We start from the raw sequence: 25,185 nt of genomic DNA on the forward strand, positions 1-25,185 counted from the left end.
CGATGCTCTCGTCGCTGCGCCTCAATATGCGGCGTAGCCAGACCGATCGTGGCCATTGGCCATCTGCGGGTGATGATCGAAGCTGACGCCTAAACCTGCGCCTTCGAGCAGATCGCGTGCGATCGACGGCATCTGGATTGGCCGGCTTGGCTGCTGGGGCGACTCGCGTGGCTGCGACATCTGTTCAATCCGAATGTCATCGAGCGCAGAATCAGCGAGCCAAAGCTCGCAAGCGTTGATCAGATCATAGTCGGTTGGATGCGAAGTGGCGGTTTGCCCAGCCATCCGCGCGGGCGGATTGGATACATCCTTCAACTCAATGATTGGCATTGTCGGATCACGCAGCCGGTCAAGATTGTCACCTAGCCAGCGGACACAAATTGCACCGCTTGTAGCAAGCGTACGATATTTGCTGGAGTTGCGTGCACCGCCAAGCTCAACCTGTGCGATCTGGTCGATAACACCCCACATATCGCGGGCGCCAAAGGCGCTACGGACTTCTGGATCAGACAACAGTTTGATCATCTCATTGATCTGCTCTTGCAAATCAACAGCGGCGTAGAATGCCATGCCATAGCCATGCAGGGACATGTTGGTGACCAGGTCACGCGCAGCCTTCTTCACCTGTTGCTGATTGATCGCCGAGGGCAATTCTGACCGCAGCAATTGATCAACCCGGTTCTCACGAACCAAGGAAGAAACCGAGGAGACAAAGCGCAGCCACAAATCCTGGAAATCACTGTTTGAAGAAGCGCCTGGTTGGCCGCTCGGCAGGCCCAGCGTCATGGCATAGAATGTTTGCCGCTCAACCTCGCTCATCCGGTTGGGCGCATTACGCCAGTAATTGTACAGCTGAGTGCCAGCCGTCCCGCGGGTCAGAGTGATGTAGCCTTGCTGCGACATCTCCACCAGCTTGTCGACGACTTGAAATGCCTTCAATTCCTCAAACATTGACGCGAAGATCATAGGGCCCATCAGATAGATGTTGTCGGCCACCACATTGTCGTCGATCCATGAGTTGAGGTCGGGCAGATCAATCGCCATCTCATGCAAAGGGATATCGCTTTGATCATCCGGCCCAAGATCAGTTGAGCGATCCAACAGCTCATCGACAAATGGTTTCAGCTTGGGATTGTCCGCAGAAATGTTGCGATCAATCAGATCGCTGACAACATCTGCAAATTGCTTGGTGAATATGTTTGGGGTCTGACGGGAATTGACCCGCACATCATTGATGGTGATCAGCAAAGTCCGCTGAGCAAGGTCCATCTGTCCGGCGATCTTGCCTAATGCACTGTAAAAACCCGCCAAAAATTTGGCCATATTGGGGTGATTGGTGTCTGGCCCGGTTTCCGGCTCGTTATCCGTCCCAACCGATAAGACAGGAGGTGTGGCGACCTTGCGAGAGCACAAAATGCCATAAAGCAACGCGCTGCGGACCACCTGCCTGTCATGGTCAGGGTTGTCGAGCGCCGGCGTGAAACCGATCTGGCCATTGCTGTGTTCGACGGTTACCGGCGTTAGATTACCGTCATTGCTGCGCAAGGCGTGGCGCAGGGCGACAAACAGCGGATCAATATAGATACCACGGCCTGGTTTCAATGCGGCTAGTGCCTTAAGTCTTTTGAGCTCTTCAATATCGGGCTCACTTAAGACTCTGCCGTTTTCCACCCGTCGATTGATTTGCTCTAACCGCTGGCGCAGCCTTTCGCGCGCTTTCTCTTCGCGGTTTTGAATATCGACAAATCGCGTCTTGTTCGGAATATTCGGAGCGCTGGTTCCTTCGCTTGCCATATTAATTTCCTTTCGTATTCGATGCGTAATCTTTGTTCTAAGCGGGGCTGAATGGGATGACGGTTAGCTAGGCATGGGCCGTCCCTCCGAATTCAACACTAGGATCGGCGTCAATTGCCTCATCCAGCATGGCTAAGGCGCGCCCACCGTCGAGAATTCCGACACCATGACCTTGGGTATTGCCTTCTCGATGGGTGCGGGCACTGGTCGTTAGTAGCGTCTTCACATCGCGCGGCGAAAGCGGTGCTGAGCGGCGTTGCGCGCGGGAATGAAGTAGGGCTGCAACCGATGCGACAAACGGCGCGGCGAAGCTGGTTCCGGTGGCGCGTTGATAGCCCTCAAGGTGGGCCGTTCTCACCCTCTCACCCGGGGCGCATAGCGCTACATGATCGCCGCTTGTGCTAAACTCGCTAACCGTTCCGTCAGTACTGACAGAACCGACCGCCACAACTTCTGGGAAAGCGGCTGGCCAGTAAGTGCGCCGATCGCCGCTATTTCCCGCTGCTGCGACCAGAGTACATCCCTGAGCGGTCGCAAACTCCACCGCCTCGCGATGCGGCTTATCCAATGTCGGATCAAGAGAGGCATCGTCGGTTCCAAAACTCATATTGATGACTTTCGCGCCGAGCTGGACCGCCATCACTACACCTGCATCAAGATCGCTAATCGCCCCGACCCCTACAGGGCGCTTCTTACCTGGAAACAAAGCGGCTCCAAGCGAGCGAATGGGCAGCACTTGGCATTCACCGGCCATACCGGGCGGAATGTGCTGTCCAGCGGCCCCGATAATACCAGCACAGCCTGTGCCATGGCCGACATGACGATCGGATGGATCGACATCAGCCCCGGCATTGTCACCCAACAGAGCAATCCCACCAGCCAGTTCGTCATGCCCGAGCTGTACGGTGTCAAAACCGCTGCGTAGCCCACGTGAAAACTCACGATGGTTGGGGTTCACACCGCTATCGACAACGGCCACAATAACAGCTGGATCGCCTGGTTCACGGGCCAAGGCCTGTCGTCCATTTATTGCGTCGCGATGCAGCCAGCCCTCTTGATCGTCACTTCGGACATTTTCGAAACGCGAGCCAAAGGTATGTTCTTGGTTATCCCGCTCTTCTGAAGACAGCGGCTCATCCATGCCCAAAGCAACAAGATAGTTTGGTGTTGCGCTTTCCACGATATCCAATTGGCGCAACGAAATAGCCATCGAACCAACATGTGTGCCCGGCTCGACATCAAGCCGTAACACGCGTGATATGCCGCAAGCTTCCTCTGCATTTGTGTAATTGCGGTTGCGTTCACCGACACGCAACAGTGCGCTTTTGGCGCTGTGCAATCGGCTGATCCGAACTGCACCGCCAAAGGTGCTGGCCACACGATCAAACGCCCCATGCCCGGTTCTATCAGCAGCACCGCAAACGCCTTGCCGGACATCAAGTGCCGCGGGCAGATGATCGGGCGTTTCACCTGATTTTAAGCGCACCAGAAGGCTGGTCGGGGACGCATAAACTCCGGTATAGTGATGCCATGGCTGGACCATGCGAGGCAGTCTGATCATTGGACCAACTCCTTCACTTCACCATTGGCCGCGTTCGCCGTAGAACGTGGCTCACCTTGGGCATTGGCTTCTATGTCGAACCACAGATCGGTCTTCGATTTGTCATCGAATGCGAGGCTCAATTGACCCCCGAACTGATCGCTACGCGGTGTCAGAACGATATCCGTATCACTTGCCTGAACGACACCAACAGCTTCGCCATTGATCTCCGCGCGAGGCGGCTGGCCGTCGCGGATGAGATTGCGGCCACGAATGCGCAGCCTGCGTCTCCCATCGGAGGTCCGATCCTCGGCCTCAACGCCTTTCACCTCAGGTCGGGTGGCCTGCGATAAGACCCGCTCAAGCTTCTCGATGGGCAACCGGGTTATGCGTCCTACTGACCGCCCGAACCCTTGCTTACGCACCTCACGAAGCTGCGAGACGGTGCGAACGCCAATTCCGTCAAGCCGGGTTAACTCATCGGCAGTCAGATCGACCGATGCCTCTTCCAACAGAGTATCGTCTTGATTGTCAGTAGACAATTGAATCGCATTTTCTTCAATCATCGGCTTTGTAATCGCCGTGAAGACCAGATGAAGCGTGCTCGCGTTGGTGTCGCCTGATCCTGCAGGCTTGATGCGGACCTCACCTGAATCCATTTCGACATGGGCTTTCAGATCCATCGAAATGTCTTTGATCGCGAAGGTTAGCGGCAGACTGTCATTCTGCGCCTTGAGTGTCATGCGAGCTTGCGCGGTGTCTAGCTGCGACTGGACTGCCTGAATGAAGTCTTCCAGCGCGACGATTGAGGTAGGCTTGTTCCTCATGCCACATCCCCTGTAACGATGGTTGCGACCAGGCGGCTTACCGGCACATCAAAGTCGCTTCGCATGCGCGTGCGAGGGCTGTCAGCCAAAACCACCCAATCGCCGTCGCGATGTTCAATGACTGTCTCAACCGGAAGATCAAACTCGACAGAGCTTGCAGCCACACCGACTTGATCGAGGTCAGTCGGACGAAGCGAACCAGACTGCCGCACGCCGTCCATCAATTCGACCAACATATCATCAAGGGGGCGACGTGGTGCGATCATCCTGTGGCCCCCGGCGGCGGCGTCACTTGCACCGGTGCAATCGCACCAGGTTGCGGGGTGGCAGATTGTGGCACAGTCGGTTGCGGCTGTGGCTGCTGTACGGGTTGGGCGCTGGGTTGAGGTTGAACAGCTTGCGGCACTTGAGCTGCTGGCGCCACCGCTGCTGGCTGCTGAGTAGGCGCTATTTGTGTGTTAGCTTGCTGCGGCTGACTGGCGATTTGCCGGGCGGCCTGAGTCAAGGCAGGCCGTGCCGCGCGCTCCAGTAGAGTTTGTTGCGCGTCATCAACAAAGCGATCGAGCGGCAGCGTTTCGCTCGAGAAGTTGATTTTGACCTGGCCAAACAGATCCGCGACGAGCGAGCTGTCCGTTTGCGCGTTCACACCAACGGTGGAGACCTTGGTCGTCGATGCTTGATATGTCGTGCTACCCCGGGTCGCCCAGCTTCCCGAGGATGAACCCGCCGGATCATCGCTCACCGCATAGTCTACTCCGCTATGATCGGCAGCTGCGGCACGGAGCCGCATTCGCGCTGTGATAGAGCCATCGTCAACCTTGATCCGATTGAGACCCAGCATGACCAAAGTTGCGAGCGTTTGCATCCGATCGCGAGCCATTCTGTCACGGGCGCGAGGGACGAGCTGTTCATCAATCAGCTCTGAATTCAGAGATTCCCCGGCCAAGTCGAATTCAGCCAACCAGTCAGGAGAAAGTTCATCGCCAAAGGTATCATCGCTGCCCCGCGGTAGCACCGCATAACCCCCATCATCCTGCGCCAACTCAAGGTCGCCAGGATGCTGTGAAACAAGCCAGTCTTTCGCCTGATTTACAGAGATGTTCTCATCACGAAACTGTTCAAGTGGTTTCGAAATAGCCGAAACAAGATCGGAAAAAGCTTCCATTTGCCTGATGGATGAATCGACCATCGCGTCCCATGTTCCGTGGATTAGCGAGGCGACAAACTCTGGAAAATCAAGCTCGTCAGAAAGAGAGCCTGCCCGCCGCCCGATTGTCTGCGTCGCAGCCTCGCGGGTCGCCGAGGAAGAGCCACCATTTTCACCTTGCGCGCTCAAGAAGCCGTCATCCTGGCTGCTGCCAGGTTGATCGTTGCTTTCGTCTCGGCTCCAGAAGCCACCGCCAGACATCGCTTGCGATCGCGCCGCAGATCGACGTCCAGTACTCGGCGGTGCCGGAGGGAGCTTGGGAGCGTGAGGCACTCTCTGCACCTCTACTCAGCGGGGATGAGCGCGGGATCACTCGCCTCAAGCGCTGAGGCTTGGATCCAATCACCACTCACTTCGAAAGTGCCGTCCCCATACAACTGGATATGGCGTTCAGCAATGACATCAGAGCCTATCGTTCTGGTAAAGCGATAGGTGAAAGTGAGCCGGAGACCGGCGGCACCATTGCTACCATGCGACCGGTCATCATCCATAATCCTTGCACGGACTGAAAGACCCCAACCGACCGCGTCGTTCACGCCGATATTGGTAATAGAGACATTGCCAAGCGAGGTGCCGTTATACTGCCAATCAATCTGGAACCAGGCGTTGATGTCATCGACAAGACCGCCAGCCGTTGGCCAATCATTGAGCATGATAGGTGCGGCATTCTGGAACGGTGCCGGATTGCTGGGCACAATATTGCCAGGGTGTTTGATCTCACGGAATTGATCAAGTTCCCAGCTAACATCGCCGCGATTGTCACGTATTTTGGTCAGCACCAAGCGACCTGCTGCGACACCGGCAGAGGTCCGGGTGCGGCTCGAACTTGCAGCATTGCCTGAAGCGTCATTGCCGCCGCCATCCATAGCGCGGGAACGAGGTGGAGGAGCGGGCGGCAATGCCGCCTCTTCTGACGAGTGGGGATTATCCGATCCCATGGATAGGGCCGAAGCCTGAAGCCAGTCGCCCGACACTTCATAGGTCCCGTCACCGTACAGCTTGACGATACGCCGCGCGATTACCTCCGAGCCAATTGTCCGGCTGAAGCGGTAATGGAAAGTGAGCTTGAGCGCCGCTACATTGCCAGAATGGTGCACCATATTGTCGTGCATGATCTGTTCGGTAACGTGGAGACCCCAACCCACTGCGTCATTGACGCCCATATTATCAACGCGGACATTGCCTAGCGACCGGCCGTCATACTGCCAGTTGACCTTGAACCATGCGCTGATGTCGTCAACCAGACCGCCTGCGACAGGCCAGTCATTGAGCGAGACCTGCTGGCCATCGCGCACGGTGCCACGGTTCTGTGGCACTTGGTCGTTAGGATGTTTCCAGCCACGCAGCTGGTCGAGCTCCCAACTGACGTCGCCTTCATTGCTGGCGATGCTGTCAATGACGAAGCTGGCTGCGGCGATCGCGACGGTGGCTGTGGCGCCGCCATCCATGACGTGTGCATGCGGCTGAGGCGCCGGTGCCAAACGAGTGGCCTCACCGCGACTGTCGCAGCCTGCGTGACCCATCGCAAAGCCTTCAGGCGCAGACGCAGTCGAGGTGTTGGCTGTTCGACCTTGTGGGATGCCGGGTGAAAGAATTTGGACAAATGTCTCATCTGCATTGCCCCGCGCGCCCAGCTCATATTCGCTGGAAAAGCGTGCGTAATCCATTGAGCCGCGGCTGCCACCATGCGCCGGATCGAGATAGCGGACGTGATATTGACCATCCAGTTCATACATCCCAACGACCAAGACGGCGTGGGTGTTGCCGGTCGCGCTACCAGTTGATTTGCCGACATAGAGTGGCCCAAAGTCAGCGATCAGATCCCAAAAGGATTCGGCCGGAAAACTCTGTGGTGGATGCGTGTTCAGATTCAGCTTGGCGGCGACATCGTCGCGCTGCGACCACGGCAAGACTTGATTGATATCGTGACCACACAAATCAGCGATCTGCTCTGGTGACATACTCACCCCATCGCGCCAGCCCACAAGCATCGCCAGCGTCGTTGCCCAACATGCCAATGGCGTAGGCTGCGCCAGCAGCTCGACTCCATCCCAATTGATGCTGCGGCTTGGTGTGCTCATCGCAACCGGCCCGCGATAATTCATCGGATCGGCAAGATTGCCATTGCTGGGCATTTGCGGCTCAGCTTGCAAAGGCGGATCGAGCACATCGAGCAGTGGAGTGACTTGGGTTTCAGGAAGGCCTAGATCAAGCGCTTGTCCAATGCGGTCAGCAAAGGGGCCACCGATCCGTTTGGCGCGCTCGCGCGACTGTCCTGGCAAATACGGCATGACCGCCTGATTGCCAGCACGATCCATTGCGGGATCAACGTGCATATCGTCACCAAACGCTCTCGCCGCTTGTTCGCGACTAGGCAGTTCGGGAAGATCACCGAAACCATCGTCATAATCGGCGGAGTCAGGCAACTTGTTTGGTTCTGCACGCCCGTTTGCCGGCGATGCGGATGGCGCGCGGCGAGTTGGCTCAGCGCCTGGCGTCGCCCTATCGCCCGTCCATTCCATAATTGGAGTAGTGTTGGCCACGTTGCCACCGAAATTGCGCCGGAGCGAGCGTCCGGTGAAACCTGACAAGGAAACATAGGGGCTTCCTTCGCGGGGTACCGCATCCACCTCAAGCGGGCCGCCCTCAGCCGATCCCGTCGCAAGAGCGAAGAACAGCTTATCCTGACCGATAAAGCGCGCGAGGATCTCTGGTGGGACAACGAACACACCCTCGCCGCGCGGAATTGAGAGCATTCCATGCTCTCGGCTAGTATAGAAGTTGGTGGCAGTACGCTGATCGCGCTGGTCGGCTGCAAACAACCTTATGTTGGTGGCCAGCACCACTTCCCCCTGGGATTGTGGACGGCTGGTTTTGATCGAGAACCCAAGGATTGGAAAGCGGTCGTTTACCTGCATGCGATTGGGACGGATTTGTGCTGTCATGACATCTCACCTGTCTTTCTTGGGATGGGTTGCGCGTCGTTTGTTTTTGCGACGTGGCATTGAGCGCAGTTCGCGTGCGCGTTCTTCGAATTGGTCGGGCAAGGATCGCAATATGATGTCGAATGAAGAGCCACTTTCGACAATGGCTCTGATCGGGCCATGCTCAGCCTCATGCTCGGTCACAGCGTGGCTGAGCAGCTCTGACAACATTTTCGCGTATGAAGGGGAAATGGCAACTCGCGTGTGGATCGAGATGTCGCCGGCACCAGCTTGGTCAGATGGCCGGAACTGCCCCAACTCGATGAGAAATTCATAGAGGTTATGAGCAACCTCAAAATAGTTGACGTAAAGCGAGACCGGATCGCCACGGCGAATTGCCACACCGTCAAGTGCCTCTGGCTCGCTCATTAGATTGTTCTGCCATCTGTCATTACGAAGCACAGACAGCAGGATCCATGCCAAGATGAAGTATAATTGTTTTTCAATTACTTATGTGGTTCAAACAATCCGATGACCTGTAACATGATACGCTGATGTTACATTCAATGTGTCACAAAGAACCGCATCCAATCAGGCGTCTGAATCACCATCGTCTCGCTTAGATTGGCTGTCTGAGATATGATATTTGGTCAGCTTTCGATACAAAGTCATCCGAGACCAGTGGAGTGATTTCGCTGCCTTTGCCTTGTTCCAATTGGTCTTCTCAAGCGCTGCCAGAAGACGCGCACGCTCATCCCTTCCTGTAAATCGATAGCTCCGCCGGAGGCGTTCGAAGGCCCGCGGAATATCGTTTACAGTGACCAAGCCGTCGGGTGGGTCAATGAAAACGCCTTCAACGAAATTGCGAACCTCGCGAATATTGCCTGGCCATTCATAGTTTGAAAGCACGTCGAGCAGCTTTGGATCGATGCCAGAAACATCTTTGCGTCGCTCGCGGTTGAAACGACTCAGGAAGTGATCGACATAAACCGCGATGTCTTCTGGCCGGTCCGCCAGACAGGGTATGTCGATCCTTGCAACATTCACGCGGTAATAGAGGTCATCTCGAAATTCGCCATCTGCAACTGCCTCTTCGACGTCGACATTGGTCGCAGCGATAATCCTGACATCGAGTTTGAGGGGTTTCGAAGCTCCGATCGGAAAGGCTTCCTTTGCCTCTAAAAGACGCAGTAGCTTTGTCTGGCTATAAGGGGACAACTCACCAATCTCGTCGAGGAATAAAGTCCCATGGTCGGCCATCTTGGCCTTTCCATCGCGCGATAAGGTGGCGCCAGTAAAGCTCCCTTTTTCGAAACCAAACAACTCTGCTTCAAATAGGCTGTCGGGGATCGCGGCACAATTCAATGCGACAAATGGCTTGTCTTTCCGATCGCTTGAGAAGTGTATCGCCCTCGCAAAGTGTTCTTTTCCCGTTCCTGTACTGCCAGAGATTAGAGTTGGGGCATCAGACCGTGCTATTTTAGGTATTTCGGAGCGAAGTGATCGAATTGAATCACTCTTTCCCAATATATCTGTAATAGAAAGGTCCACGGCTCCTCTTCCCGCGACCAAATCTCACGCTTGATTTTGTTTTATGCGTGATTGGGAAATCGTTAAAGACTTCAGTTTCGAAGATCGATTTGAGACTATGACCCTCGATCCGAGTCGGTCAACTCTGTTAACCAGCGCTCCGTCGCGACCTGATCTCGTCCGGTAGCATATTCACTCGCGACCTATGTAAACCGTATCAGTCTTCGTGTGACAAACCTTGAAGCGGCTTCCAGTTCATCGAAACGCAAATGAATGCCCGCGATCGACCCATTTGCGGACTTTAGTATGATGACCTAAGTGCATCCTATGAAAGCACTCATTTTGTTCATACTCGCTATTGGATTTGCCCAACCAGCCAGCGTTTATGCCCAGCAATTGGCTGTCGATGAAGCGCCTAAGAAGCGTCAATTGATCGACATCACAGAGCATGAGGCTGAAGTACTTATCTCAAAGCTAAAAGTTGCGCAGGACCGACTAGAAGCGGGACAGTTCCAATCTTTTCGTTTGTTGGCTGGTTCAATCGCATCTTACGATCAAACGAAGGTCTCACCTCGCAGAGCCTTTCTAGATATAGATTTCGATGACGTGTGGGAGGTAAAACATCTTCCGAATGCGACTAACATCGGACACTCCTTTCATCTTGTCTATGCTCCGGACGGTTTGGGTAGGCTCTTTTGGGACATCAAGGTGACCACTGACACGACTGAAAGATTAAACGTCGTCTCAATGACTTATCGGCCTCCAGAACAATTCTAAGACGAGAGAATGTCCGCTCCGACCCTCAAGATCAGCTATTGAGCTCCGCCTGGCCTTGGGATGAAAGCTGATATTGCCCTGGCTCCGCTCAAGCCCTAATTTTCTCGCCCTGCCAATCGAAGACGTGGCCGCTGTGTGACGCGTCCAGGCCGCTGAGGACATTGAGCAGGTGTGCAGCGGACTTCGCCGGATCGAACAATTGTCCTTCCGGCAGGCCCTTTTGAAACGGCTCTGACAGGGCGCTATCCACCGTGCCAGGGTGCAGGCCGACGACGATGCTGTCCTTATGCGTGCGGGCCATTTCCAGTGCGAAGTTCTTAAGCAGCATATTGAGCGCGGCCTTCGATGCCCGGTAGCTGTGCCATCCGCCGAGCCCATTGTCAGTAATCGACCCAACCCGTGCAGAGAGCGCCGCGAACACGCCCCGCCCCTCTCGCGGAAGCAGCGGCAACAAGTGCTTTGCAATTATCGCTGGGCCGATGGTGTTGAGCGCGAGCACCTCTGCCATGGTCGCGGTGTCCAGGCGTTTATAGGTCCGCTCTGGCCCGCGCCCATCCGCCAAGGTCAGCACGCCGGTGGCGACGATGACCATCTGAGGCGGAGCGTCTCGCATCACGCCGGCGGCATCGGCAATGCTGGCCTCATCCCGAAGGTCAAATGCAAAGGGGATGATACCCTCGCCCATGGGCTCCCGGCCCGCGCGTGATCCGGCATAGAGCCGCGTCACCCCATGTTGCCCCAACGCCTCGCATAGAGCGCGGCCGATCCCTCCACTCGCACCGAAGACTGCGGCGGTGGTTGGCCACGAGGCTGGGCCTCCCAAATTGCTGTGTCCTACATCGCTCATGCGAGGTAAAAGGCGGCAATGGCCCGTAAGTTCCGCTCATCCCGCAATTTACTGATCGAATACCTCGATCAATCAGGCGTCTTTGATCGATTGCTTTTCATGTTCTGGACTGTGTTCCAGGTGTTCCAAGCGTGGCCTAGTAGCGACAAAGCGTTGAACCTGCCCGGTGTGATCGGCCCCGGTGATCGTTACTCAACAATTGTGGCTATACTCGCAACAAAGCGTGTCTTGCCCTCGCGCGCCAAGGCGTTAGATAGGTATCACAACGCAATGGGATCAGATTTGTAATGGCGACCTTCACGCTTCCTAAGAATTCAAAGATCAGCAAGCAGGGCAAAGTGTACAAGGCCGATGGTGGCCGCGCAAAGTCGTTCAAGATCTATCGCTATGATCCGGATAGCGGCGACAATCCGCGCTATGACAAGTTTGAGATCGATCTCGACAATTGCGGTCCGATGGTTCTCGACGCTCTGTTCAAGATCAAGAACGAGGTTGATCCCACCCTCACCTTCCGACGCTCTTGCCGCGAGGGGATCTGCGGATCCTGCGCGATGAACATGAATGGCAAGAATGGGCTGGCCTGCACCACCGCGATTGAAGACCTGAAGGGTGAGGTTCGCATCACCCCGCTGCCGCATATGGATGTGATCAAGGACCTGGTGCCGGACTTCACGCACTTCTACGCGCAATATGCCTCAATTCGCCCATGGCTTCAGACGGTTACACCGACGCCCTCGGGCAAGGAGCGGCTGCAAACGCCGCAGCAGCGCGAGCAATTGGACGGCCTATATGAGTGCATTCTGTGTGCTTGCTGCTCGACCAGTTGCCCGAGCTATTGGTGGAATTCGGACAAGTTCCTAGGCCCTGCGATCCTGCTTCAGGCCTATCGCTGGCTCGCGGATAGCCGCGATGAGATGACCGGTGAGCGACTCGATCAGTTGAAGGATCCATTCCGCCTGTACCGCTGTCACACGATCATGAACTGCGCTAATGTCTGCCCGAAAGGCCTCTCGCCAGCGAAGGCGATCGCAGAAACCAAGAAGATGATGGCAGAGCGCGAAATCTGATCCGGTGACGTTAGACGACGAGGTATTCGAGCATACTCCCGATCCTGACAATCCGGGTTGGAATCACTGGAACCTGAAAGACCAAACGCTGTTCAATGGCGCGGTGATGGGAAAGCTCATCACCCGGCCAGAAGGTGATAAGTGCCGCCTGCGGATGTTCCCGGAACGGCGGCATGAGAACCTGCAGGGCATCATCCATGGTGCGGTAACGCTCAGCCTGATCGATATCTCCATGTTCACGGCCATGCATGTTGTGGGCAGTGGCAATGCTGGCCCATCTGTGACCCTGGAGCTTTCCACTCAGTTCGTGGGCGGCGGCGACCCTAAGCGGCCGCTGGATGCGGTGACAGAGATAGTACGCGAAACGGGCCGCATGCTGTTCCTGCGCGGTCAGATCGTGCAGGACGATGATGTGGTTGCGAGCTATTCTGGCATTGTGCGCAAGATGAAGCCGCGCGCATGACCCACGCTGAGTAAGATCGATGCTGGCGCGTTACGAACGTCTGATTGCCAATGGCGAGTTGCGGCCGGATCCGGATCAGAGGCGTGCGGCGGAGCAGCTTGATCGGCTGCAAAAGGACTTGGAGGCGGAGACCTCTGGCGGATTGCTGGCTCAGCTATTCGGCGCAAAGAAGGTTCGACCGCAAGGCGTCTACATGGTCGGCGGGGTTGGCCGGGGCAAGTCGATGCTGATGGATCTGTTCCATGATCAACTGTCGATCACGGAAAAGCGGCGGGTCCACTTCCATGCCTTTATGCAAGAGGTTCATGCCGAGCTGAGAAAGGCGCGCAAGACCGAGAGCGGAGATCCTATTCCCGTGGTGGCAGAACGGCTTGCGGCCCACCTTCGCTGTCTGGCCTTTGATGAGATGGTGGTGAATAACTCGGCCGATGCGATGATCATGAGCCGCCTGTTCGCGCAGATCATCAACCAGCAGAATGTGGCGATTGTGACGACGTCAAACCGGCCTCCGCAAGACCTGTACAAGGATGGCCTAAATCGGGAGCATTTCCTGCCATTCATCGACCTGATCGAGGCCGAGCTGGATGTTGTCAGCCTTAACGGCCCGACTGACTACCGGCTTGATCGGATTGGCGATCTGAAGACGTGGTACACGCCTATAGGAGATGCAGCGACCGACGCGGTGCGAGAGGTGTTCTTCCGCCTAACGGACTTTGCGCCTGAGGATGCCGAACATGTGCCGTCACAGGAGCTGGAGGTGAGCGGTAAGCGCACAATCCATGTGCCTAAGTCCTTGAAAGGGGTTGGCGTGTTCAGTTTCAAGCGCCTTTGCGTAGAGGCGCGCGGCGCGCCAGATTACCTTGCCATAGCCCGCAATTTCCACACGGTGATTATCGTTGCCATTCCGCAAATGGGGCCGGAAATGCGCAATGAAGCCGCGCGGTTTGTGACCCTGATCGACGCTCTTTACGAGCACAAGGTGAAGCTGTTCGCCACCGCTGCAACCGTGCCAGGTGCTTTATATCAGGCCGGTGATGGCAGTTTTGAATTTGAGCGCACGGCTAGTCGCCTGCAAGAAATGCAGAGCGATGAGTATCTAGCTCTCGGACATGGAGCCGAGGGATAGCAGGAGCTCTATGCCACGGCGATGCGCTCGGCCAACCGCTCTTGCGCCGTCGTAAGCCGGTTCATCACCTTCAGGTCCTGTTCGCGCAGCTCTAGCGCGGTGTCCGCCCACAGTTCCGTGATGCGGTTGAGCTCTGCCAGTTGGAGATTCCAGACCTCCTTTGTGGCCCGCCGAGAACCAACCAGCCCAGCGTGGCGACGCTCCGACTTCTTGATGAAATCGCGCGTTGCATTCACCCCATCTCCAGGTTCGGCCAGCTGATGAACGATCCCCATCTCGTACATTTGCTCTGCAGTGTAGGTCTCGTTCGACATGATAAGGCGTTCGGCCATCGCGCTGCCGATCTTGCGTGACAGCAATGCGTGGGCGCCCATCCCGGGAAACAGGCCGAACATCACCTCTGGCAAGCCAAATGTCGCAGTTCTTTCAGCAATTATGTAGTCGAACGACAGAAGCGCCTCAAACCCGCCGCCAAGCGCCGCACCCTGCACCATGCCGATGGTCAGCATGGGAATATCAAGCGCTTCGATATTGCGGTGCAGGATCGCGCAGCAGCGGTGGCCATAGTTAACCAAGCCGTCGCGATCACGCTCTCGGATCAATCGTTGGAAAAGCGCGAGATCCCCGCCAAAGCAGAAAACGTCGGATGAACGGCTGCCGAGCACGAGGTAACGCAAAGGGACCTTACCCGGTCCAAAACCGAGTGCAATCAGACGTTGCCATTCTTCAAAATTATCCAGCATCGCTCGCGTAAAGCTTGGGCGATCAGCGGGATTCATATAGCTCCACAGCGTGCTCGACGTATCGTCGTACATCGCATCTATTTCACTGAGTTTAAACAACTCTTCTGGAATCGCAGCATGCAATGCGCTTTCCACGAACAACTCGTCGTCGTCCGTAAAAGGTATTGCCCTGCTTGCCCCGCTATCCATTTTCGAACTGCTCCAAATACCACTAAGGCGAAGCTTCGATCTTTTATTCGCTCCATTGAGCTGGATCGCCGATTTACTCCGATATGAAACGATCTAGGCGCGGCTATGCTTCAAGTGCAAATGCTAATTTGCGAATACAACATGTATTTACGTTTCAGTTTGGGTCACCGCATGGTTAATCGGTGCCAGCTTGTTAGCCAGCGTTATCCGCTAACGCCTAGCTGGACCATTGACTTTTCCAGCATCAGCAATTGCCATAAAACTCTGGAGTTGTCCGATCGCCCTGCAATGTGTGCTTCAGCCAAGTCAGCCACGTGCTTGCGATCAAACCAGCCTGATTGAGCCAGCTGAGAGCTTGAGGCGATCGCCCGCGCAGAACTGGCTAATGGCCCGCGCAGCCAATCGGCAATGGGTGTCACGAAACCTTGCTTTTGCCGATAGAGTATATCGCTCGGCAAATAGCGCTCCATGCATTTCTTAAGCAGGTACTTACCGGTCGATCCGCGCACTCGCATTTTCTCTGGCAGGCGGGCCGCAAATTCAATCAATCGGTGGTCAAGTAAGGGCTCCCGCGCCTCCAGACTAACGGCCATGCTGGTGCGGTCGACTTTGGTCAAAATATCCCCAGAAAGCCAAAATTTAAGGTCCGCATATTGCGCCCGGTCGAGCCCGCTGCGCGCTGGGGCGTGCCTCATCAGGGCAATTAGATCATCTTCGCCGCGATAACCCTGAAGCTCGCTGGCGAAACCTGAATCGTACAGAGCCCCTCGCTGTTCAAACGTGTTTACAGAAAGCCCGCGTGCATAGCCTGCCTCACCGCCTCCAGCGAGTGCTAGCAGTGTGGATTTGGCGCGGAATGGCCGCGGTGCCCAATCCGCCTTTGGCCACACCCGCCCAAGCGTGCCAAACACGGGTTTACGCAGGCCAGATGGCAGAATCGAGCGCACACGCTCTTCATGATGGTGGAATACTTGCCTGCGGTATCCGGCAAATGCTTCATCTGCGCCGTCGCCAGAAAGGGCAACGGTGACTTTCTCACGCGCCAGCTCGCAGACCCGCCATGTCGGCAATGCGGACGCATCGGCAAAAGGCTCGTCGAACATGCCCACCAGCGCATCGACCGCGCCAAAATCATCTTGCCCGACCGTGCGAGCCTCATGGTCGGTGCCGAACTTCTCTGCGACCGTTTGTGCGTAACTTGTTTCGTCGAGTGCCGCGACATCAAACCCTATCGAGCAGGTTCGCACAGGCTCCGCGCTGACTTCACTCATCAAAGCGACAACGCTGGAGGAATCGACACCGCCCGACAGGAACGCACCCAACGGCACGTCGGCGACCATGCGCGATTGCACCGCCTCGCGCATCAAATGGACCAATTGCGCAGACAGGTCTGCCTCGGACCCGCGCACGCGCTCTTCAAAGCTGATATCCCACCAACGTTTTGGCGCGCCGATCGGCTGACCATGTTCGAGCAACATGAAATGACCCGCAGCAAGTTTTTCAACCCCGGCTAGGATCGAGCGGCCGTCTGGAACATAGCCCCAGGTAAGGTAGTCATCGAGCGCCTGCGGGTTCAGCCTGCGCCGCAGCAATGGGTGGGCGAGCAAGCCCTTCAGTTCTGATCCAAAGGCAAGGCTCCCATCGCTCAAACGTACGAGGAACAGCGGTTTTACGCCGAGCCGATCGCGGGCCAGAAACAGGCTGCGCTTGTCCAAATCATAGATCGCGAAGGCGAACATGCCATTGAGGCGCGAAAGGCAATCCGGTCCCCAACGTTGCCATGCGGCGAGAATGACCTCGGTATCGCCGGAGGTTTTGAACCGCGCACCGGATTGTTCCAGCTCACGGCGCAACTCGCGGTAATTGTAGATCTCGCCGTTGAAACTGATAACCGCGCGGCCATCGACGCTGGGCATGGGCTGCGGAGAGCCTTCGAGGTCGATGATCGAGAGGCGGCGATGGCCCAGCCCTATTCCAGGAGCGGTCCAAACACCTGCTCCATCCGGGCCGCGGTGGACGAGCGCATCACACATCCGCTCAACCCGCGCAGGGTCCACGGGTTTGGGCGTTTCCGCATGAAAAATTCCGGCAATCCCGCACATATGCCGAGCCGCCTAGCCGATTGGAGTGGTAATGGCGACAGCCGGGATCAGTGCAGCCACAATTCCTGAGAGTGCGGCCAGAACGATGACGCCGATCAGGATCGCCGTGTGGCTGGTATTGAAGCGCTCAAGCTGGCCAATCCAAAGCGTTGCGCTCAACTCTTCTGAGGTGAAACCAGCATCCTCAGGCTCACGCTCGAAAAATCTCCATGCACCTGCCAGCATGATCACCAGAACGATTGCGAAGAATATCCAACCATAGAAGACGTGATCGAGATCCCTCGGCAAATTCGACGCCCTGACTCTGCGCGATATAGATCGTGCCCCACGCCCGGACCCCATTGGCTAGGATCGGGACAATGATGGCCGCCAGCATAAAGGCCGCTCGGCGGCTCCAACTGGTGAATTGGGTGAAGCAGATCAGCACTGCCAGAGTGACCATGGCGACGAGAAATTTCACGCCGGAACACGCCTCTGCAACGATGAACAGACCGACGGGTGTATCGATGTAAATACCATCAATTTCGGCAGGCACTCCGCTGGCAAGAGTTAGCCAGATCGCAATCTCAGCGGTGATCATTTGCAGAGGCGGAATGATCTCATCGCCAAAGGGCACAAGGAAGGCCATCATCGCCAATGGCAGGACGAGCAGCATGGAAATGCGCGGACCGATGATTGCGATTGCTGCTGCGATCATTGCGCCAACAGCGCCCGCCTGAGCAAACAGGTTGATCCCAGTGGCGCGGCCCAGTGCCCAAAGCGCTAACGACGCTGCAACCAGGCCGAGGCCAGGCACCCAGCCCTTAGGTGCTGCGATGGCGACCTCATCGCGCCTCAACCAGACGAGCCATCCGACGATGACAGGCACCAGCAGTATGTGATTGTAGGTATCGATGTTCCACCATTGGTGCAGCATCTCACCCCATTCGCGGGCCGCCAATACGACGAGCGCGGTGACAGCCAATGCCAAAATCACAAGCGGTTGCCTCCACACGCTTGGCACATGGTCGCCCAAGCTTTGTTGACGCCAATCCTGCGTGAGCTTCTTAGGCTGCATTGCGCGCCTCACTCGCTAGCGAAATCAAATTGCCAAGCGGTTCCAGCATGGCATGCCACGCGTGGCGGTCTAGCACGAATTGTCGCGCTGAGGCTCCAAGGTCGAACAATGCATCTGGATCGGACAAGGCCGTCTCGATCCGGGCGGCCATCTGTTTTGGGTCAGCAGGTGCCACCAGCCAATGCTCCCCGTCGTGCGCGGCAATACCAGTCGCAGCCTCCTGTGTGAGGACGACAGGTTTGGCCATCGCCATCGCTTCTAGAACTTTGTTCTGAACGCCGCGCGCAATCAGTAGCGGCGCGAGCACGAAGTCTGCCGCCGCGATGAAGGGTTTGACGTCAGGCACCTCGCCCCAAATGGTTAGGCCCAGTGTATCGGCATGGGCCAGCAAACACGCGGTAGGATTGCGGCCCACGATGTGACATTCGGCCTCGGGATACTTGGTCCGGAGAACCGGAAGCAATTGCTCAATGACCCATTCCGCCGCTTGCTCATTGGGTCGATAATCCATCTGCCCAGTGAAGACGAAATGCGGCCCCTGGCGAGCCTGCAGTTCCGCATGAGGCTCGCTCGCGCTGGGGTCAAAGGCGGCGGCATCAATGCCATTGCCAATTACCTGGACGTTCACGCGCGATGGGTCTTTCAGCCTGCTTCGATATAGCTCAGCTTCGTTTTCGCTGATCAGAATGGTTGCATTGGCCTGCGCGCCAAGGCGCTCTTCTTCCTCTGCCAGCAGGCGCCCTTCCCGCGTATTCAGCCAGACACGCTCGCCGGCTTCGGCATAGCCCTCAAACTTGGCGCTATCGACATCGCATAGGTCGATCACCACTCTGCCTGCGAAGCTATCGGGCACATATTGCCCCATTTGTCCGGAAAAAATGACGATTGTGTCGATGGGATGCTTGGCGAGGGTTTGCTGTATCCAGCTTTCCAAACGCGCGCTGTGAAAGGCGGTGAGGCTGACGGGTTTGCCGGTCAGCACGGCTTCAACCCCGGCGAGCGTCAAAGGCTTACGTCGGTCCACCACACATTGCGATGCAGCGATTGCATCGACCTCTGCCACGGCTGTTCGATCCTCCGCATTCTCAGCAAAGCAACCCACATGGACCGGGGCAATCTGCGCCAGCCTTTTCAGCAAATGGTGCGCGCGGATCTTGTCCCCGCGATTGGGCGGGAATGGAACGCGGTGCGCCAGAAATAGGATTTCCCCATCAGCTTGCCCGATCCCTAGGCCAGCCCGCGCGCGATCCACGGACCGATCGCATTGGCGATCGGCAGCGGCAGCTTCTTCCAAAGCTCAATCTTGCGCGAATAGGCCTCGCTTGTCGGGTCAACATCGCGGGGTTCAACGCCCGGCGCATGCCAATGGGCATAGGTCAGCGGCGCAGGCTCAAAGCCCCAGTTCTTCTTGAAATTGTAGGGACCGCTGTCTGTTTTGGAGCGGCCAAAGTCGAAGCGCGACATGCCAAGCGAGCGAGAGTGACACATCAGCTTGTAATACATCAGCTCATTTGCGCGCAGGGAGCGGGCAGCAAATGTGCCACCGCCCCAAAAAGGCATCACCGCGCCTTCGTGATAGAAGGATAGGACGCTGGAGACCGGCTCGTCACCTGAATACACGGTCAGAATATCGGCGCTGCTAGGAAAGCCCTCGATCATAGCCTTGAACAGTGCCTTGGGAAACACAGGCGTGCCGAGGTTGCGCACGCTTTCGCTATAAACTGAATAATGCGCCGCCAGATCGCTGTCTGACCGACCAATGCGCACGTCTAATTCGCCTTTCAAGCCCTTGCGCACTTCCGCCCTTGCCTTGCGCGGAATGGCGAGCAATTGCGCCTCATCATCCTCCGCCAGCTCAGCGATGAAACCGGCGTGTTTGTCGCTCACACCGTTCCAACCATTGGGAACAACACCTCCACGCAGCTCCACACTAGCAACCGAATTTCTAATCGCATGATCTTGTGCTGCGCCAGCAAGCGCCTGAGCCGCCTCCTGGGTCTCGGCAAGGATACCGCCGCCCACGCCGAAACCGCTGGAGACCATAGCCCGCCCAAACAAGGCCGAATGCGCATCGGTGAGCGGCAGCCATCCGGTGATGACGCCCATCTGCTGAGTGACAAAACCGCAGGCCTTCTGACCAGTCCCTGCTTCAACCGCTTTCAGCCATGTCGGGCGATGAAACAGACTCGCCTTATGCTCGCGCACAAACCCCTCAACCCGCTCCAGCATTTGGGCATCGGAGAAGTCCACTTGCGAGACGGTGATTGGCAGTTTCACGGGCGCGTTCATGGGGTCAGATCAACGGCCCGTGAGGCTTCGCGCAAAGCGATCATATCCATCCGTGCCCATCGGAATTCATGCACCAATTCGCCGAGCTTACCCGCCATTTTATCGAGATTGGTGTAATGGCGCAGCTTTGATCGCATCGGCGCATTGCCCACACGTGGTTGATCGGGGTCAATTTCCCACGGGTGGAAATAGAACACCGCCGGGCGTTCTTCGCGGCGGTTCACTTGCCGGATTGCCCAGCGTGAAAAGGCATAGGGCAGCACGCGGAAGAACCCACCGCCACCAGCAGCCACGCGGCGACCGCCAAGGATCGCTGTAGTGACTGGTATCTCGATCATGTCCGACCAAGGGATCGGCTTAAAGGCAAAACGCGGCGCCTCTGGCCAGCCATAATGGTCGTGCGCAATCGGCGCGACGCTGGAAGAATAGGTGTAGCCCTGCTCCGCCAGTTCCATGAACGCCCACGGTGTGCGCTGGTCTATTGAAAAACTTGGCGCGCGGTAGCCGGTAACCTTGGTGCCAGAGCAATCCTGCAATATATCCCGCGCTAGCTTTAGGTCTTCCGCAAATTTCTCGCGAGTGAACGTGAACACGCGGGCATGATCATAGCCGTGGCTGGCGATTTCATGGCCCGCATCTGCAATCCGCTTGATCATTTGCGGGTGGCGTTTTGCCACCCAACCTAATGTAAAGAACGTGCCGTGCACGTCGGCTTCGGCAAACAGGTCTAGGATACGGTAGACATTGTCTTCGACACGGGTTTTGATCCCGTCCCATTCGCCGCGCTCGATCACATCTTCGAACGCGCCGACCTGAAACCAGTCTTCAACATCAACGGACAGCCCGTTGACGACCTGAGCCTTCACATCCCTGGAGAAATTCGGCGCGACGTTCATTTACGCAGCCTCGCGCGATGCATCTTCCTCAAGCCATTCAATCAGCATGCCAACGACATGACGGAACGATTGCTCTTGTTCTTCAAGCCGGCTTTCGATGCGGTTGATCGCCTCGCTCACCTCTGGATCCATTTCCATCGGTTGCGCGTGGGAGCTTGCGTTTTGCAGTTCACCAATCGCGACCTCTAGTTTTGAAGTGCGCTGATCACGCTCCGCCAGCAATGCGGCAACTTCGGGCGCAGGCACCGCGTCAATCGCCGTTTCTGCGACGGATGCGGATGTAGTTACTTGAGCGGGAATATCGCGAGCACCCTTTGAGGTGTCAGCCAGCATTTCCTCACAAACGGCCTCTACCATTGCGGTGGTTAGCTCACTTTGCTCTTCGATCGCACTTAGCAATAGCATCCGGTTCATGATCTGATTTACCCGGCGCGGAATACCATCCGTTGCTTCGTAAACTGCGCTCAGAACCTCGGCACCGATGGCTGGATTACCCTGCCACCCAACATGCTCAAGCCGGTGGTTGATATAGGCTTCAACCTCTTCCTCATCGAGCGCTTCCAAGTGATGCGAAGCGATTACGCGCTGGCGCAGCTGATCGAGATCAGGATGGCTGGCGACTGTGGTTCGGAATTCCGGCTGCCCCAGCAGCAGGCTTTGCAGCAGCGGATGCGAACCCAGTTGAAAGTTGGACAGCATGCGCAGCTCTTCCAATGCACCAACGGGCAAGTTCTGGCATTCGTCGACGATCAGCAGACAACGCCGACCGGCTCGTGCTTCGTCCTGAAGGAAGCTCTCAATCGCGCCCAAGGCGCCTGCCTTGTCACGGCCCGAGACTTCGATGCCAAAGCTTTGCGCAGCTACATGGATCAGCTCTTCACCGTCCAGCGCACTGGTGACCACCTGGCCAACCGTCAGCGCCTCTGGGTCGATTCGCTGCATCAAATGCGCGACCAATGTCGACTTACCAGCACCAACCTCGCCGGTGATGACGATAAAGCCCTCGCCCTGGTTCAAGCCATAACCGAGATAGGACAGAGCCTTCTTGTGGCTCGCGCTCTCGAAATAGAACTCGGGATCAGGGGTCAGCTGAAATGGGCGAGAATTGAAGCCGTAAAATTGTTCGTACATCGTCAGGGTGTCCGGATCAGAAGTCGTAACGCAGGCCGAGCAGCGCCGTTGCAAAGGCAAAGTCATCAGCCGACAAGTCGGAGTCGAGATAGTCTACGGCGACCGCCGCACGGGCCGACAGTTTGCCGGTAAGGGAGCGGCTGTAAGCAGCAGACGCGCCGTAACCGGTCACATTGCCGTCGACCCCGTCACCGCGGCCAAACCAATTGACGTAGCCATTGACGGCGAGGTTCGCATTGCTGCCGATTGGACGGTTTAGCGAGCTTCTTACGAAGTAACTTTCATCCGTCACACCGTCTGCGGTGGCCAAAATGGTACCTGGCGCCGCGATGAAGCGGCGGTTGTCATAACCAGCAGCGATGGCAGCGTTGAGGCGGCCAATCTGGCGCTGATAGGCGACTTGTCCGCCGCGGCTGCGGAAGGCTGCTGAACGAACCGAGCCGAATAGGCCAGCACAGCCAGTTCCGCTTTCTCCGCCAACACAGCCGCCAAAATCACCGGTCAACGAGTTACGAATGGCCGAGAATTCGGTTGGCAGTGCGGCCAGTGAATTGGTGAGCGATCCGCCAAAGCCGCTGACCGCATCATAGACTGAGATGCTCAGCTGGCTGCGACTATCAGGGACAAAGGTGAAGTTGCCGTAATATGTGGTTGAATCGTAACGACGGCCAACGGTCGCGGCTAGCGATGTGCGGCTGCTAGGACGCCACAGAACGCCGACGTCCCAAATGAAACCGTCAATGTCGAAGGCAAGTTGGCGCGGAGCGCTGGTGTCAGTCACCAGACGGCCATCAGAACCAATGACGGGATCGCCATTTATGTCGCGCACGGCATCGCGGCTCGACACCTCAACATCTTCGTAACCAACGCCGCCAACAACCGAGAGATTGCTGGTGATCGGCACGGTTACATCGGCGCGCACATAGGTATCGCGAACGCGTTGATCGAGGTTGGAAATGTCTTCCTGAAAGTAGCCTCCGCCGACGCCAATGCCGACGGGCAAAGGCTCGCCAGGGCGCGTGGCAGCACGCAATTGCGCATTATAGGTGACACTGTCGTCAAACACATCGGCGATCGCGCCAGACGGCGTGACGATCGCGTCGTTCGCCTCAAGCCGGGTGTAGCCCACCCGAGCAGAGCCGGTCACGTCGACCGCGCCAACGCGGGTTGCCAATGTTGGCCCGACATAACCACTGTAGATTTGGCTTTCGGCATCGTCTTGTACCAATGGGTTGGAAGTGATCCCGCCGGATCCATCGATCCGCGTGCGACTTGCCAATGCCCCTGCATCCAAGGTCAAAGCGCGAGGGATGATCGAGAGATATCCGCGCGCAACCCCGCTAAAAGTGTCAGAATCAATACCATCGGACGCGCCGTAGCCAATGTTACGCTCATATCGCAGCGACAGCGAACCGCCGCTGTTACGGCCTGCTGCGGAAACATCCACACCGGCAGCCACCTGAGTAAAGGTCAGTACGTCATCGCCGGGCGATAGCTCCGCCGAGAGGACCTGTGACACCTCGATGTAAGGTTGCACAGCGACCCGTGGGCCATCCGATACACCTGTATCGCCGGTATCATCCTGGGCCTGCGCATGAGCGGGCGCGGCGGCAACGATTGCTGCCAGCCCCACCAACAAAGCTGCTCTGAGAACTTTAGTCACTATCTTTCCCCTTGCCTGCCATAATTGCCAAACTGGCGTCCTGACGGGCTGAATTGTGCTGCATTGAGCAACAGTTTGATGTCGACACAGGCCGACAGCAGCTGCTGCGCATCTTCAAGCGCGGCACGGCTTGTTTCATCGGCGCGGGCGACCAGCAAAACCTGGCCAACATGCGCGGCGAGCTCGGCTGCCGCGGAGGCAGCGAGCGCGGGCGGTGTATCGAAAATGACGATCCGGTTTGGTGCGCCTTGGGTCAGGCGTGCGAGCACATCGCCCGTCCGCGCGCTGGCCAAATATTCGGCGGCATTGGAATTGCGGCTGCCCGCAGGCAACACGAAAAGGTTGTCGATGTCTGTTTTGACCGCGAGGGTCTCTGGCTCAAGGCTGGGATCGGCCAAGGCATCCATCAGACCCTTGCCCGGTTCAAAGCCCAAGCGTGCCGGAATGCTTGGTTTGATGACATCGGCATCGACCAGCAGAACTTCGAGATCACGCTCGGCCGCCAAAGCAATTGCCAGGTTTAGCGCGCAATAGGTCTTGCCCTCGCCCGGATGCGGAGATGAGACCAGAATTTGCTGCGCTTTGGATGATCCGCCTGCACGGGCATCGGCAAGCAGCTCGCGTTTGACGATGCGAAACTCTTCGAGCAACTCGCTGACGCCATCCTCGGGCACGATCAGGCCAGCATCGCGCAGATCATCGCGCGAGATGGGCTGATGCGTGCTGCTTAAAGCCACGGCTTGCGGAGCAGCTTTCGCCGGCTCAGGCGTTGGAGCTGTTGGCGCAGGCTGCTGGATAGTTTGCACTGCCGGTGCTGGCGCCGGGGTCGCTACTGGGGCAGGAGCGCTTTGAACAGCGGGCTGCGCAGCAATCGGTCTCCGAACGCGCTTTTCGCCTTCTGGCAGGCGTACGGGAGGCTTCGCAGGTGCCAGTGCATCCAGACCAAAAGTGTCATTAGCACGCTCAAACAGAGACGGTTTCCCGTTCACTTTCGTCGCTCCTTCGCGTGAAAT

At 56.9% G+C, this 25,185-nt stretch carries 24 protein-coding genes; 5 read left to right on the plus strand and 19 right to left on the minus strand.

Annotation, left to right across the window (positions count from 1 at the left end; all coding sequences use genetic code 11):
- Window positions 1-21: 21 nt before the first annotated feature.
- The 8 genes from AC0V6O_RS07940 to AC0V6O_RS07975 all read right to left on the minus strand — a co-directional run bounded on the left by AC0V6O_RS07940 (window position 22) and on the right by AC0V6O_RS07975 (window position 9,843).
- Window positions 22-1,794 (minus strand): hypothetical protein, encoded by a 1,773-nt coding sequence (locus AC0V6O_RS07940; protein ID WP_486143010.1) that lies wholly within the window; start codon window positions 1,792-1,794, stop codon window positions 22-24.
- A gap of 67 nt (window positions 1,795-1,861) precedes the next feature.
- Window positions 1,862-3,355 carry a S8 family peptidase gene (locus AC0V6O_RS07945; protein WP_486143012.1) on the minus strand — a complete coding sequence of 498 codons (1,494 nt, stop codon included), beginning with the start codon at window positions 3,353-3,355 and terminating at the stop codon, window positions 1,862-1,864.
- Window positions 3,352-4,161, minus strand: a complete 810-nt coding sequence (locus AC0V6O_RS07950; protein ID WP_486143014.1) for a hypothetical protein — start codon at window positions 4,159-4,161, stop codon at window positions 3,352-3,354. Before AC0V6O_RS07950 ends, AC0V6O_RS07945 begins: the two co-directional genes overlap by 4 nt.
- Window positions 4,158-4,427: a hypothetical protein gene (locus AC0V6O_RS07955; RefSeq protein WP_486143016.1), complete on the minus strand. Its 270-nt coding sequence runs from the start codon at window positions 4,425-4,427 to the stop codon at window positions 4,158-4,160. The genes AC0V6O_RS07950 and AC0V6O_RS07955 overlap by 4 nt, the downstream gene beginning before the upstream one ends.
- On the minus strand, window positions 4,424-5,497 hold the full coding sequence (locus AC0V6O_RS07960; RefSeq protein WP_486143018.1) for a hypothetical protein: 1,074 nt from the start codon (window positions 5,495-5,497) through the stop codon (window positions 4,424-4,426). Before AC0V6O_RS07960 ends, AC0V6O_RS07955 begins: the two co-directional genes overlap by 4 nt.
- 155 nt (window positions 5,498-5,652) lie before the next feature.
- On the minus strand, window positions 5,653-8,313 hold the full coding sequence (locus AC0V6O_RS07965; protein ID WP_486143020.1) for a papain-like cysteine protease family protein: 2,661 nt from the start codon (window positions 8,311-8,313) through the stop codon (window positions 5,653-5,655).
- A 6-nt stretch (window positions 8,314-8,319) separates the two neighbouring features.
- Window positions 8,320-8,775, minus strand: a complete 456-nt coding sequence (locus tag AC0V6O_RS07970; protein ID WP_486143022.1) for a DUF3467 domain-containing protein — start codon at window positions 8,773-8,775, stop codon at window positions 8,320-8,322.
- A gap of 108 nt (window positions 8,776-8,883) precedes the next feature.
- The gene (locus tag AC0V6O_RS07975; protein WP_486143024.1) at window positions 8,884-9,843 is read right to left on the minus strand and encodes a sigma-54 interaction domain-containing protein; all 960 of its coding nucleotides are present in this window, start codon (window positions 9,841-9,843) and stop codon (window positions 8,884-8,886) included.
- 306 nt (window positions 9,844-10,149) lie between these two features.
- On the opposite strand from AC0V6O_RS07975, the gene AC0V6O_RS07980 reads away from it, so the two are divergent.
- Window positions 10,150-10,599: a hypothetical protein gene (locus AC0V6O_RS07980; protein WP_486143026.1), complete on the plus strand. Its 450-nt coding sequence runs from the start codon at window positions 10,150-10,152 to the stop codon at window positions 10,597-10,599.
- Between the two features lie 88 nt (window positions 10,600-10,687).
- On the opposite strand, the gene AC0V6O_RS07985 is transcribed toward AC0V6O_RS07980, so the two are convergent.
- Window positions 10,688-11,446, minus strand: coding sequence for an SDR family NAD(P)-dependent oxidoreductase (locus tag AC0V6O_RS07985; RefSeq protein WP_486143028.1), 759 nt, complete (start codon window positions 11,444-11,446; stop codon window positions 10,688-10,690).
- 18 nt (window positions 11,447-11,464) lie between these two features.
- On the opposite strand from AC0V6O_RS07985, the gene AC0V6O_RS07990 reads away from it, so the two are divergent.
- The 4 genes from AC0V6O_RS07990 to zapE are packed head-to-tail and all read left to right on the plus strand — an operon-like array spanning window position 11,465 to window position 14,102.
- Window positions 11,465-11,734, plus strand: a complete 270-nt coding sequence (locus AC0V6O_RS07990; protein ID WP_486143030.1) for a hypothetical protein — start codon at window positions 11,465-11,467, stop codon at window positions 11,732-11,734.
- A complete protein-coding gene (locus tag AC0V6O_RS07995) occupies window positions 11,734-12,513 on the plus strand; it encodes a succinate dehydrogenase iron-sulfur subunit (RefSeq protein ID WP_486143032.1) in 780 nt (259 codons plus the stop codon). The genes AC0V6O_RS07990 and AC0V6O_RS07995 overlap by 1 nt, the downstream gene beginning before the upstream one ends.
- 4 nt (window positions 12,514-12,517) lie before the next feature.
- Window positions 12,518-12,976 carry a PaaI family thioesterase gene (locus tag AC0V6O_RS08000; RefSeq protein ID WP_486143034.1) on the plus strand — a complete coding sequence of 153 codons (459 nt, stop codon included), beginning with the start codon at window positions 12,518-12,520 and terminating at the stop codon, window positions 12,974-12,976.
- Between the two features lie 19 nt (window positions 12,977-12,995).
- The gene (zapE, locus tag AC0V6O_RS08005) at window positions 12,996-14,102 is read left to right on the plus strand and encodes a cell division protein ZapE (protein WP_486143036.1); all 1,107 of its coding nucleotides are present in this window, start codon (window positions 12,996-12,998) and stop codon (window positions 14,100-14,102) included.
- 8 nt (window positions 14,103-14,110) lie between these two features.
- On the opposite strand, the gene AC0V6O_RS08010 is transcribed toward zapE, so the two are convergent.
- From AC0V6O_RS08010 to AC0V6O_RS08055, 10 genes are all read right to left on the minus strand, one after another.
- Entirely contained in the window at window positions 14,111-15,034 is a 924-nt protein-coding gene (locus tag AC0V6O_RS08010; protein ID WP_486143038.1) for a crotonase/enoyl-CoA hydratase family protein, read from the minus strand.
- Between the two features lie 203 nt (window positions 15,035-15,237).
- On the minus strand, window positions 15,238-17,136 hold the full coding sequence (locus AC0V6O_RS08015) for an XrtA/PEP-CTERM system amidotransferase (RefSeq protein WP_486143040.1): 1,899 nt from the start codon (window positions 17,134-17,136) through the stop codon (window positions 15,238-15,240).
- Window positions 17,137-17,148: 12 nt separating this feature from the next.
- The gene (locus AC0V6O_RS08020; protein WP_486143042.1) at window positions 17,149-17,361 is read right to left on the minus strand and encodes a hypothetical protein; all 213 of its coding nucleotides are present in this window, start codon (window positions 17,359-17,361) and stop codon (window positions 17,149-17,151) included.
- Window positions 17,327-18,193 (minus strand): exosortase A, encoded by an 867-nt coding sequence (gene xrtA, locus AC0V6O_RS08025; RefSeq protein ID WP_486143044.1) that lies wholly within the window; start codon window positions 18,191-18,193, stop codon window positions 17,327-17,329. Before xrtA ends, AC0V6O_RS08020 begins: the two co-directional genes overlap by 35 nt.
- Window positions 18,183-19,445 (minus strand): TIGR03087 family PEP-CTERM/XrtA system glycosyltransferase, encoded by a 1,263-nt coding sequence (locus tag AC0V6O_RS08030; RefSeq protein ID WP_486143046.1) that lies wholly within the window; start codon window positions 19,443-19,445, stop codon window positions 18,183-18,185. The genes xrtA and AC0V6O_RS08030 overlap by 11 nt, the downstream gene beginning before the upstream one ends.
- On the minus strand, window positions 19,421-20,482 hold the full coding sequence (locus AC0V6O_RS08035; protein ID WP_486143048.1) for a FemAB family XrtA/PEP-CTERM system-associated protein: 1,062 nt from the start codon (window positions 20,480-20,482) through the stop codon (window positions 19,421-19,423). Before AC0V6O_RS08035 ends, AC0V6O_RS08030 begins: the two co-directional genes overlap by 25 nt.
- Window positions 20,479-21,378: an XrtA system polysaccharide deacetylase gene (locus AC0V6O_RS08040; protein WP_486143050.1), complete on the minus strand. Its 900-nt coding sequence runs from the start codon at window positions 21,376-21,378 to the stop codon at window positions 20,479-20,481. Before AC0V6O_RS08040 ends, AC0V6O_RS08035 begins: the two co-directional genes overlap by 4 nt.
- On the minus strand, window positions 21,379-22,509 hold the full coding sequence (locus AC0V6O_RS08045; protein WP_486143052.1) for an XrtA/PEP-CTERM system-associated ATPase: 1,131 nt from the start codon (window positions 22,507-22,509) through the stop codon (window positions 21,379-21,381).
- Between the two features lie 16 nt (window positions 22,510-22,525).
- A complete protein-coding gene (locus tag AC0V6O_RS08050) occupies window positions 22,526-24,172 on the minus strand; it encodes a TonB-dependent receptor (protein ID WP_472638769.1) in 1,647 nt (548 codons plus the stop codon).
- Window positions 24,172-25,161, minus strand: a complete 990-nt coding sequence (locus tag AC0V6O_RS08055; protein WP_486143055.1) for a P-loop NTPase — start codon at window positions 25,159-25,161, stop codon at window positions 24,172-24,174. Before AC0V6O_RS08055 ends, AC0V6O_RS08050 begins: the two co-directional genes overlap by 1 nt.
- Window positions 25,162-25,185 lie beyond the last annotated feature (24 nt).

Source organism: Erythrobacter sp. JB2-19 (assembly GCF_057365005.1).